The sequence below is a fragment of the Faecalibacterium sp. AF10-46 genome (genome assembly GCF_003604105.1).
Lineage (GTDB): Bacteria > Bacillota > Clostridia > Oscillospirales > Ruminococcaceae > Faecalibacterium > Faecalibacterium taiwanense.
The window spans coordinates 124,691-136,708 of record NZ_QVGY01000005.1; the positions used below are offsets into that span (position 1 = coordinate 124,691).

The following is a 12,018-nucleotide window of genomic DNA, read 5'->3' on the forward strand; positions in this document are numbered from 1 at the left end:
GAGAACCAATGAATACCAAGAAACCCAAAGTACGTTTGTGGTCGGTACTCACTGCACTGACGGCGATCCTGACCATCGCCGCCATCGTGGGCAACATGATCGCAAATCAGTACGCCACCACCCTGAACGTTGCTCTGAATGCATCGACCTATAAGATCATCAAGGGCGACACTACGGAAGATACCGAATACTTCAAAGCGGGCTTTACTTCCGACGAAGAGCGCGAGGCTTACGAAGCAGAGCTGTGCGCCACCGTTGAGGCCGAGGGCGCTGCCCTGCTGAAGAATGACAACGCTGCCCTGCCGCTGGCAGGCAGCGCCAAGGTCAGCCTGTTCGGCCATGGCTCTGTGGACCTGATGTACGGCGGCACCGGCTCCGGTTCCGTGGATACCAGCAAGGCCCCCAACCTGAAGGAAGCACTGGAAGCTCAGGGCATTCAGGTCAACCAGACGCTGTGGGATCTGTACAAGTCCGACAGCATGATGACGAATTACAGCCGCGTTACCCCGGCTTCCATCTCGGATACGCTGGAAGCAAACACCCAGTACGCTGTCAATGAAGCTCCGTGGAGCGCACTGTCCAGCGCCGAGAGCAGCTTTGCCGAGTACGGCGATGCTGCCATCGTGGTGTTCTCCCGCTCCGGCGGTGAGGGTGCAGACCTGCCCAGCGGCACCAACGGCACCAACGACAGCTGGATCTCCGGTTCCGAGGGCAGCGGCAACTATCTGGAGCTGTCTGCTGAAGAGATCGAGCTGCTGAAGAACCTGAAGGCACTGAAGGACAACGGCACCTTCAAGTCCATCGTCGTCCTGATCAACAGCTCCAACGCACTGGAAATGGACTTCCTCAACCCTGCCATCTGCGGCGAGGACTACGGCATTGATGCCGCCATGTGGATCGGTGATGTGGGCCAGACCGGCATCAACGGTGTGGGCCAGCTGCTCGCCGGCACTGTGACCCCCTCCGGCTCTCTGGTGGACACCTACCTGTACGACAATCTGGCAAACCCCGCCATGTACAACTTCTACACCCAGGCTTACCCCAACGCGGCAGAGTACAACCTGCTGACCGAGGGTGCGGATGTGCAGGGCATGTACAGCGTCTATCAGGAAGGCATCTATCTGGGCTACCGCTACTTCGAGACCCGTTACGAGGATGTGGTCATGGGCACTGCCAAGGCAGGCGACTATGACTGGGCCACCACCGTTGCCTATCCCTTCGGCTACGGCGACAGCTACACCACCTTTGCTTACAGCAACTTCAATGTGACCGAGTCTGACGATGCCTTCACCGTCACCCTGAAGGTCACCAACACCGGCAAGACCTATTCCGGCAAAGAGACCGTGCAGGTCTACTTCCAGTCTCCCTACACCGACTACGACAAGGCAAACGGCATCGAGAAGGCCGCTGCAGAGCTGTGCGGCTTTGCCAAGACCGATGTGCTGGCTCCCGGCGCTTCCGAGGATGTGACCATCACCGTGAAGAAGAGCGAGCTGCGCACCTACGACGCAAACAACGCCAAGACCTACATTCTGGATGCCGGTGACTACTACTTCACCGCTGCTACCGATTCTCACAACGCTGTCAACAACATCCTTGCTGCCAAGGGCTACACCGTGGCCGGCACCAATGGCCGCATGACCGAGGACGGCGATACTTCTCTGGTCTGGAAGTGGACCAACGAGGCACTGGATGCCACCACCTATGCAGCCAGCGCCAACGGCACTGCCATCACCAACCTGTTCGATGAGTCCGACCCCAACAAGAGCAGCGATGCTCCCGGCAGCGTGACCTGGATGAGCCGCTCCGACTGGACCGGCACGGTTCCCACCCAGCCTGCAGCCCTGACCGCCAACGAAACGCTGGCTGCAGATCTGGCCTTTACCCAGTACGACGGCACCGAGGCCGACAGCGTCGAGATGCCCACTCTGGGTGCCAAGAACGGCCTGACCCTCGCTTCCATGATCGGCAAGGACTTCGACGATCCCCAATGGGAGACCCTGCTGGATCAGCTGACCTTCGATGAGATGGTCAACACCATCACTCTGGGCTTCCACAACACTGCAGCGGCTGCCTCCATCGGCAAGACCGCTACCAAGGACGAGAACGGCCCGCAGGGCCTGACCGCTGCCCTGACCGGCGGTGCATCCGCCATGTGCTACACCTCCGAGGATGTCATGGCTGCCACCTTCAATGTGGACCTGATCAACGAAGTGGGCAAGTGCATCGGTGAGGACTGCCTTGCCATGGGTTACTCCGGTCTGTACGGCCCCGGCATCAACATGCACCGTACCGCCTACTCCGGCCGTAACTTCGAGTACTACGCCGAGGATCCCTTTGTGGCCGGCACCATCTGCGCTGCCGAGGTGCAGGGCATCCAGTCCAAGGGCGTGTATGTCTACCTGAAGCACGTTGCCCTGAACGACTCCGAGACCAGCCGCCGTGGTGTCAACACCTGGCTGAACGAGCAGACCGCCCGCGAGATCTATCTGGAAGTGGCCGATAAGGCCATCACGGATGGCGGCGCATGGTGCGTGATGACCGGCTTCAACCGCTGGGGCGCAACCTGGTGCGGTGCCAACTCCAACCTGCTGAACGGCTTCCTGCGTGAGGAGCTGGGCATGCGCGGCATGTGCATCACCGACTTCTCCGGCTCCAGCCAGTACATGGATCTGGTGGACGGCCTGATCGCCGGTTCCGACATCTGGGACAGCCCGATGCCCAAGATCCACACCACCAAGGCTGCTAACTACGAGAACGATGCCTACATCGTGACCCAGATGCGCAATGCAATGCATCACATCCTGTACACCGTGGTCAACTCCAACGCCATGAACGGCTGGTCTGCAAGCGATACGCTCAAGACCGTGCTGCCCTGGTGGCAGACTGCGATCTATGCACTGATCGCCGTGCTGGCTGTGCTGACCGTGCTGTGCGCATGGCAGCTGAGCAAGGCCCTCAAGCGCAAGAAGGAGCTGGCAGACACCGCTCCTGCTGTTGACCAGAAGTAATTCCGGTCTGCACGATCCCTGACCCAATGTTACGGCAGCCTGCCCCGAAGGCGGGGCGGGCTGCCGCTTTTTATCAAAGACAAAAGGAGAGACCGCAATGGGCGAACAAAAAACAACGGCGTCGAGTGTGAACCGCGCCAAAACCTACCAGCTGGTGCTGTTTCCGCTGAACAACGGCGCGACCAACGTGTACTATGTGCTGGTGCTTTCCTACATCGCGACCTTCGGCAGCAAGGTGCTGGCCCTGAGCATGCTGTTTGCTTCGGTGATGGTCACCGGCATGCGCCTGTTCGATGCCGTCACCGACCCCATCATTGGTGCCCTCATGGACCGCACCAACGGCAGGTTCGGCAAGTTCCGGCCCTTCATGGTCATCGGCAACCTCATCATGGCAGCAAGCATTCTGGTGCTGTACTGCCTCACCCCGCTCATCCCCGCCAGTGCCATGGGGCTGCGCTACGCTGCGTTCGTTGCCCTGTATGCCGTGTGGGTCATCGGCTACACCTTCCAGACCAGCTGCACCCGCTCCGGCCAGACCGTGCTGACCAATGACCCCAAGCAGCGCCCCCTGTTTACCATCTTCAACACGGTGGGCAGCCTGCTGGGCATGGGTGCCATGCAGTTCTTTGCCCCCATCCTTGCCAAGAACTATGAGGGCGGCTACGCTTCCGCCGGGTTCTTCCGCACGCTGGCTCCGGTGGGCATCGTCATCTCCATCCTGCTCACCCTGCTGGCTGTCATCGGCATCTGGGAGAAGGATCAGCCCAAGTACTTTGGCATCGGCGGCGAAAAGACCGAGAAGATCAAAGTGAGCGAGTACATCCAGATCATCAAGAACAACGATCCCATGCAGCGGCTGATGGTGGCCGGTGCGGGCTGCAAGCTGGCGCTTTCCATCGCCACCAACACCACCGTGCTGTGCATGCTGTACGGCTGCATGATGGGCAACTACGACGGCCTGTACCTGCCCATGATGGTGCTGGGCTATGTGTTCAGCGTGCCCTTCTTCCTGCTCACCGTCCGCACCAGCCAGAAGGAGGGCCAGAAGGCCAGCCTGATGAAGTACGTCAGCGTGGCGCTGGTGTGCTATGTGGGCGTGCTGGTGCTGCTGCTGCTCTGGGGCCGCGGCGATGCCTTCACACTGTCCATTCTGGGTGAGAACGGCCTTTCCATCAACCTGTACACCATCCTGTTCATCGCTTTCTTCGGCATCGGCTACGGTGCTTACTACGCCACCGCCGATATGCCCATCCCCATGGTGGCCGACTGCTCCGACTACGAGACCTACCGCAGCGGCAAGTATATCCCCGGCATCATGGGCACCCTGTTCAGTCTGGTGGACAAGCTGGTGTCCAGCCTGTCCGCTACCGTTGTGGGCATTGCGGTCAGCTTTGTGGGCCTGCAGAGCCTGCCCACCCAGTATGACCCCTACACCCCGGGCATGAACTGGGTGGTCATCGTGCTGTTCTGCATCATCCCCATGGTGGCATGGGCGGCTACCCTCATCGCCATGAAGGGCTACACCCTGACCGGTGCCAAGATGAAGGAGATCCAGGCTGTCAACGCCTGCCGCCGCGATGCAGTGGCTAAGGGCATGAAGCTGGAAGAAGCCATGGACAAGTGGCAGACCATGGATCAGCTGCCTGCGGAATACCGGAGCTGAGACGCTGTATGGAACTGAATACTGATCTCACCGGCGCAAGCGGCACGCTGCTGCCCACGCAGGGGGGCTGGCGTTCGAGTTCCTAATTCTCCACCACAAAAATCCTCAGACATTCGTCTGGGGATTTTTTGTGGTGGTACAGGACTCGAACAATTTCTCCCCGGATACAGGCAGAAAACGAACAAAGGCAGGGTACCACCATGAGGGTGGCATCCTGCCTTTTGAATCTTTGTGTGGAAAACCTGCTTACAGCAGCGGGATGCCTGCCTTGGCGCAGGCTTCGCGGGTGGCTGCGTCCCAGACGCTGGCCTGCACTTCGCCAATGTGGGCGCTGCCCAGCAGCAGCATGCACAGGCGGCTCTGGCCGATGCCGCCGCCGATGGAGTAAGGCAGCTCACCGTTCAGTACGGCCTTGTGGAAGGGCAGGGCGCGGCGGTCGTCGCAGCCAGCCATGGTCAGCTGCTTGTCCATGCTTTCAGGGCTGACGCGGATGCCCATGCTGCTCAGCTCATAGCTGCACTGCAGCGGGTCGTTCCAGAACAGCAGGTCGCCGTTCAGATCCCAGTCGTCGTAGTCGGGGGCACGTCCGTCATGGGGCTTACCGCTCTTCAGCGGAGCGCCGATCTTCATCAGGAAGGTGGTGCCGTGTTCCTGCACAAAGGCGTTCTCACGCTCCTTCGGGGTCAGGTCCGGGTACTGGTCCTCCAGCTCCTGCGTGGTGATGAAGGTGACGTTGGGGCTGTGCAGCGGCAGCTCCTGCAGCTGGGGGAACATGGCGTGCAGGTTCATCTCGGTGGCGCAGACAGCGGACACGATGGAGCGCACCACGCTCTTGAGGTAAGCCTCGTTGCGGTCTTCCAGACGGATCACCTTTTCCCAGTCCCACTGATCCACATAGATGGAGTGCAGGTTATCCAGATCTTCGTCGCGGCGGATAGCGTTCATATCGCAGTACAGGCCCTTGCCCACACGGAAATCGTAGTCCTTCAGGGCCTTGCGCTTCCACTTTGCCAGTGACTGCACCACCTGTGCCTCAATGCCGCTTTCCTTGATATCAAAGGTGACCTTGCGCTCAACACCGTTCAGGTCGTCGTTCAGACCGGTGGATGCTTCCAGAAACAGTGGAGCAGACACGCGGTACAGGTTCAGTGTGGCGCACAAGGTGTCGGCAAACAGACGCTTGACCGTACCAATGGCGCGCTGCGTGTCGTACAGGTTCAGCGCGGGCGTATAGTTTGCCGGGATGATGGTTTTGCTCATAACAAAATACCCCTCTTCTATTGGATTCCGGCCCTGATCTCCCAGTACAGGGCACGGCTTTTGAACCGGAAAATACTTGTTTCATTATGGCATATTTTTTTAAGAAAGTAAAGTGAGAAGGCAAAAAAAGGGGGCTGCCGGTAAGGCAGTCCCGTTTCCGCAGTGAAAAGGGCGGCTTTGCATCAGCCGAAAAGCCCCTTCAGCAGGATCAGCAGCACTTTTACAAAATCGCCGGTGCCCAGCAGCTTGTACAGAGAGATCAGAGTAGATAACATGAATGTTTTGCTCCTTTTTTGCAATTTCGGGACAAAATGCCCGGCATGCATGGAATACGGCTGGGCAGAACAGCGGATTGCAGGAAAAAACTGGGAGAAAACAAAACGGCACCCGTGCCGCTGCAAAAGCAGTACGGGTGCCGGAAGATCAATTGGTTTCCAACCGCCTCAGCGCTTTACGTTGAAAGCTGCCATGCCGGGGTAAACGGCGCTGCCGCCCAGCTGCTCCTCAATGCGCAGCAGCTGGTTGTACTTTGCAACACGCTCGGTACGGCTGGGAGCACCGGTCTTGATCTGGCAGGTGTTCAGCGCCACGGCCAGATCGGCAATGGTGGTGTCCTCGGTCTCACCGGAGCGGTGAGAGCTGATGGCGGTGTAACCGGCCTTGTGAGCCATCTTGATGGCTTCCAGAGTTTCGGAAACAGAGCCGATCTGGTTCAGTTTGATCAGGATCGCGTTGCCTGCACCCAGCCCGATGCCCTTGGCCAGACGCTCGGTGTTGGTAACGAACAGGTCGTCGCCCACCAGCTGGACCTTGCCGCCCAGCTCACGGGTCATCTCCTGCCAGCCTTCCCAGTCCTCTTCATCCAGACCGTCCTCGATGGAGATGATGGGGTACTTTTCCACCAGACTCTTCCAGTGTGCGATCAGCTCGCTGGAGGTGAACTCGGTGCCGGCCTTGGGCAGCTTGTAGAAGCCCTTGCCCTTGGGGCTCTTCCACTCGGAGGACGCGGCATCCATAGCCAGCATGAAGTCCTTGCCGGGCACGTAACCGGCCTTTTCGATGGCGGCCAGAATGGTCTCAATGGTCTCCTCGTCGCTGGACAGGTTGGGGGCAAAGCCGCCCTCATCGCCCACGGAGGTAGCCAGCCCCTTGGCCTTCAGGATGGAAGCCAGAGCGTGGAACACCTCCGCGCACCAGCGCAAAGCTTCCTTGAAGGAGGGCGCGCCCACGGGCATGATCATGAACTCCTGCGTATCCACCGTGTTGGTGGCGTGTGCGCCGCCGTTCAGAATGTTCATCATGGGCACGGGCAGGCGGTTGCCGTTCACACCGCCCAGAAAACGGTACAGCGGCATATCCAGAGAAGCAGCGGCTGCACGGCAGGCGGCAATGGACACGGCCAGAATGGCGTTTGCGCCCAGATTGGATTTATCTTTGGTGCCGTCGGCCTTGATCATGGCAGCGTCGATGGCGTAGATGTCGGAGGCATCCATGCCCACAACAGCATCAGCAATGACGGTGTTGATGTTCTCAACAGCCTTGGTCACGCCCTTGCCCAGATAGCGGCCCTTGTCGCCATCCCGCAGCTCCAGAGCTTCAAACTCACCAGTGGATGCGCCGGAAGGTGCGCAGCCGCGTGCCACAGTGCCGTCGGCCAGAGTGATCTCCGCTTCCACGGTGGGGTTGCCGCGGGAGTCCAGAATTTCGCGGCCAATAACAGATTTAATTTCCAGATCGTTCATCTCGAAAACCTCCTGAATATCATTTCCATCCCGGTGCTGCCCGGGGCGGGCAGACCGGTGACGGCCAATTAGGACAGTTATGCCTAACTAACCAATAGTATCCTACCACGCTTTCCGACCCGGTGCAAGAGCCGATGCGCATGTTTGCGGATGTAAACTTTTTAAGGGGCAAAAACGGCAGCTGATGGGGCAGAACATCCCGGCAAAGCAGGAAACAGCTGGTCTTTACAGTCTGCCCACTGGCAGCAGCGGGGATGCATCATGCTTGCCATGTGAATTTCATATGGCAGATATACTAAAATTTTTCTTTACTTTTTGTCAGGACGACTCTATACTGTTTTCTGGTTCTAATATGTTTCTTTATGGTAGATAGAGGAGGATTTTTTATGAATAAGGATCTGACGGTCGGCAAGCCGTCACAGGTTTTGTGGCAGTTCTGCCTGCCCATGTTCGGCAGCATCATCTTCCAGCAGCTGTACAACATTGCCGACAGCCTTGTTGCAGGCAAGTTCATCGGCGAGAATGCACTGGCTGCTGTGGGCAACAGCTACGAGATCACCCTGATCTTCATTGCATTTGCCTTTGGCTGCAACATTGGCTGCTCGGTCATCGTGTCCCGCTACTTTGGCGCAAAGGACTACGATGAGATGAAGACTTCGGTCTACACTTCCCTGATCGGCTCTGCCGTGCTGTGCGCCGTTCTGATGCTGATCGGCCTTGTGGGCTGCCACAGCCTGCTGGAGCTCATCAACACCCCGGAGGAGATCCTTGCGGATTCTTCGCTGTATCTGGATATCTACGTGCTGGGCCTGCCCTTCATGTTCTTCTACAACATCGCCACCGGCATCTTCTCCGCTCTGGGCGACAGCAAAACGCCCTTCTATTTTCTGGCAGTCTCGTCCCTGTCCAACATCGGCGTGGACATCCTGTTCGTGGCCGGTCTCAAGATGGGCGTAGCCGGTGTGGCATGGGCCACCTTCCTGTGTCAAGGTGTGAGCTGCGTGCTGGCCATGGTGGTGGTGTTCCGCCGCATCAGCGCCTTCAAATCCAAGAACAAGGTCGTGCTGTTCTCCTGGAACATGCTGGGCAAGGTGGCCGTGGTGGCCATCCCCAGCATCCTGCAGCAGAGCTTCGTCTCTGTGGGCAACATCATCCTGCAGAGCGTCATCAACACCTTTGGTGCCAGCGTCATTGCAGGCTACTCTGCAGCCGTCAAGCTGAACAACATGGTCATCACTTCCTTTACCACGCTGGGCAACGGCATCTCCAACTACACCTCCCAGAACATGGGCGCGGGCAAGATGGACCGTGTGCACAAGGGCTTTGGTGCAGGCCGCAATCTGGTGTGGATCATCTGCGTGCCCATCGTGCTCCTGTACTTCTTCTTCGGCCGCTTCCTGCTGTTGCTGTTCATGAATGACCCGCAGGGTCCGGCCATCGACACCGGTATGCTGTTCCTGCGCATCCTGTCTCCCTTCTATTTTGTGGTGTCGCTCAAGCTGGTCACTGACGGCATCCTGCGCGGCTGCGGCATGATGGTGCGCTTTATGATCGCCACCTTCTCCGACCTGATCCTGCGCGTGGGCATCGCCATTGTGCTGAGCAGCACTGCTCTGGGCAGCACGGGCATCTGGATGGCATGGCCCGTGGGCTGGTGCATCGGCACCGGCCTGTCGCTGGTGTTCTACTTCGCCGCCATCCGCAAGGTCCTTGCAGAGTCTCCGGCCAAAGCGGAAGCAGAGGGCGAAGCTGCCGAGGCACGTACAGAGGCCGAGTTCGCCGCAGATGCCGAAATGGAGACCCTGTAACCCTTTTGCAACTTGTGAATTGTGTTCACCTGACACACAAACAAAATGAAGCAGTTGAAATAGTGCACAAAACAGACCCATTGCTTTTGGCTATTTTGGCGACAAAGTCCACAAAATGCCCCTGAAAGTATGGACGGTTTGTGAATTGCGGATTTTGGCTCACAGGTCTATAATATTGATAACGAAGCAAGGTCGCTTTGAGGGAAAGAGGGCCTTGCTTCCGTTTTTATACTGAAGCACGAATGCTCCTAAGGAGGATATTTACTATGAAAAAGATGATTTCTCGTCGTAATTTCCTGGCCGCTGCAGGTGTTGTTGCTGCAGCCGGCGTTCTGACTGCATGCGGCGGTTCTTCCAACAGCACTGCTGCTTCCGCCTCTACCGCAGCTTCTGGTGCCGCTGCTTCCGGCGACACCATCAAGGTGGGCGTTCTTGGACCTCTGACCGGTGATGTTTCCGTTTACGGTCAGGCCGTTGTCAACGGCGCTACCCTGTACCTGAAGCAGGTCAACGAAAAGGGCGGCATCAACGGCAAGCAGCTGGAGATCATCGCCATGGATGAGCAGGGCGATGCAACTCAGGCTGTTACCTGCTTCACCAAGATGTGCGATCAGGGCATCACCGCTCTGGTGGGCGATGTTACCACCACCCCGACTCTGGCAGTTGCTGCCGAGAGCGCAGACTACAACATGCCCATGGTCACCGCTTCCGCTACCGCTGAGGCTGTCACCTACGATGCCGAGACCGACACCGTGAACGAGAATGTGTTCCGCGCAACCTTCACCGACCCGTTCCAGGGCATCAAGATGGCTGACTACGCTTACCAGCGGTTGGGCTACACCAAGGCAGCCGTCATCTTCCAGAAGGGCGCTGACTACAACGAGGGTCTGGCAGAGAACTTCGTCAACGAGTTCGAGAGTCTGGGCGGCACCATCGTCGATCAGGAGACCTACTCTGAGGGCGATGTGGACTACAAGACCCAGCTGACCACCATTCTGGGCAAGGCTCCCGAAGTGGTGTTCTGCCCCAACTACTATCAGGAAGTCGGTCAGATCCTGGCTCAGGCTGAGAGCATCGGTCTGGCAGTCCCCTTCTTGGGCGGCGACGGCTGGGATGGTCTGGAAGGCTACGCAACTGCCGACCAGCTGAAGGATGCCTACTTCTGCGCAAACTACGCAAAGGGTTCCAACTCCGACTTTGAGGATGCCTACAAGGCTGAGTACGGTGAGGAGTATCCCAACGGCTTCGCTCCTCTGGGTTACGATGCTGCCATGACCGTTGTCTACGGCATTCAGGCTGCTGAGGATGCCGGCCTGACCGCTGGTGATGACGACTACAAGCAGGCCGTCATCGACGCTATCGCAGGCGGCACCATCGATGGCATCACCGGCACCTTCACCTTCGATGAGCACCACAACCCCGTCAAGCAGACCGCTATCCTGTGCTTCGACGGTGCAACCCCCGTTCTGAAGGAAATGTTCTGATCTGCTTTGATCCTGCGCACCGGTGTGCGGCATAAAGGCAGCACTCAGAAATAAAAGACCCATTGCGGAGACCGCCGGAACAGGTTTTGCTCGGCTGTCTCCGCTTTTTTGGTAAAAAAGTGCATTCCCCAAAAGGCGTGCAAACGCCGCAAAGAAAGGAAGTATCAGTCCATGACAGTGTTTTTTAGCCAGCTGATCAACGGCTTGTCCCTTGGCAGCATCTATGCACTGATCGCACTGGGTTACAGCATGGTGTACGGCATCATCCTGCTGCTGAACTTTGCCCATGGCGATGTCATTATGGTTGGTGCGTACATGTCCTGGTTCGTGATGAATCAGCTGGGCCTTGGCCCGGTCACTGCTGTGTGCGCCACCATCATCACCTGCACGCTGCTGGGCGTTGTGATCGAGAAGATCGCCTACACCCCGCTGCGCAACGCACCCCGTATCTCCCTGCTGATCACAGCAATCGGCGTGTCCTTCTTCCTGGAGTACACTGCAGAGCTGATCCTTGGTTCCGGTGCAAAGGTCATTCCGGCCTACTACACCAACCAGACCTTCCGCATCGGCTCTGTGCCGCTGGGTCTCACCTCTGTCATCACCCTGCTGGTCACGGTGCTGTCCATGCTGGTGCTCACCTTCCTTGTGCAGAAGACCAAGCTCGGCAAGGCCATGCGTGCCGTGTCTGAGGATATGGACGCTGCCCGCCTGATGGGCATTAACGTCAACAGCACCATTTCCTTTACCTTTGCGGTGGGCTCCGCACTGGCCGGTATCGGCTCGGTGCTGTACTGCTGCAGCTACCCGCAGGCGACCCCCACCATGGGCTCCATGCTGGGCCTGAAGGCCTTCGTTGCAGCCGTTCTGGGCGGCATCGGCTCCATTCCCGGTGCCATGATCGGCGGCATCGCCATCGGCCTGTGCGAGTGCTTTGTTTCCGCCATCGGCCTTTCCGCATGGAAGGATGCCGTCACGTTTGCGATCCTGATCATCGTGCTGCTGGTCAAGCCCACCGGCTTCCTTGGCCGCAAGGTTCAGGAAAAGGTGTAA

The 12,018-nt window shown here is 58.3% G+C and carries 7 protein-coding genes; 5 read left to right on the forward strand and 2 right to left on the reverse strand.

Going from position 1 to position 12,018, the window contains the following annotated elements; translation table 11 throughout:
* Positions 1–8: 8 nt before the first annotated feature.
* Positions 9–3,011: a glycoside hydrolase family 3 protein gene (locus DWV57_RS07465; RefSeq protein WP_005942785.1), complete on the forward strand. Its 3,003-nt coding sequence runs from the start codon at positions 9–11 to the stop codon at positions 3,009–3,011.
* A gap of 97 nt (positions 3,012–3,108) precedes the next feature.
* Positions 3,109–4,674: an MFS transporter gene (locus tag DWV57_RS07470; RefSeq protein WP_044953778.1), complete on the forward strand. Its 1,566-nt coding sequence runs from the start codon at positions 3,109–3,111 to the stop codon at positions 4,672–4,674.
* Between the two features lie 246 nt (positions 4,675–4,920).
* Here DWV57_RS07470 and asnA read toward each other — a convergent pair whose 3' ends face one another.
* Positions 4,921–5,934 carry an aspartate--ammonia ligase gene (asnA, locus tag DWV57_RS07475; RefSeq protein ID WP_097777229.1) on the reverse strand — a complete coding sequence of 338 codons (1,014 nt, stop codon included), beginning with the start codon at positions 5,932–5,934 and terminating at the stop codon, positions 4,921–4,923.
* Between the two features lie 443 nt (positions 5,935–6,377).
* Positions 6,378–7,676: a phosphopyruvate hydratase gene (gene eno / locus DWV57_RS07480; protein WP_118526679.1), complete on the reverse strand. Its 1,299-nt coding sequence runs from the start codon at positions 7,674–7,676 to the stop codon at positions 6,378–6,380.
* Positions 7,677–8,062: 386 nt separating this feature from the next.
* On the opposite strand from eno, the gene DWV57_RS07485 reads away from it, so the two are divergent.
* The 3 genes from DWV57_RS07485 (at position 8,063) to DWV57_RS07495 (ending at position 12,018) form a co-directional block, all read left to right on the forward strand.
* On the forward strand, positions 8,063–9,484 hold the full coding sequence (locus DWV57_RS07485; RefSeq protein WP_120020405.1) for an MATE family efflux transporter: 1,422 nt from the start codon (positions 8,063–8,065) through the stop codon (positions 9,482–9,484).
* 266 nt (positions 9,485–9,750) lie between these two features.
* Complete coding sequence (locus tag DWV57_RS07490) at positions 9,751–10,968, forward strand: ABC transporter substrate-binding protein (protein ID WP_120020406.1); 1,218 nt, start codon at positions 9,751–9,753, stop codon at positions 10,966–10,968.
* Positions 10,969–11,139: 171 nt separating this feature from the next.
* Positions 11,140–12,018, forward strand: coding sequence for a branched-chain amino acid ABC transporter permease (locus tag DWV57_RS07495; protein ID WP_097777225.1), 879 nt, complete (start codon positions 11,140–11,142; stop codon positions 12,016–12,018).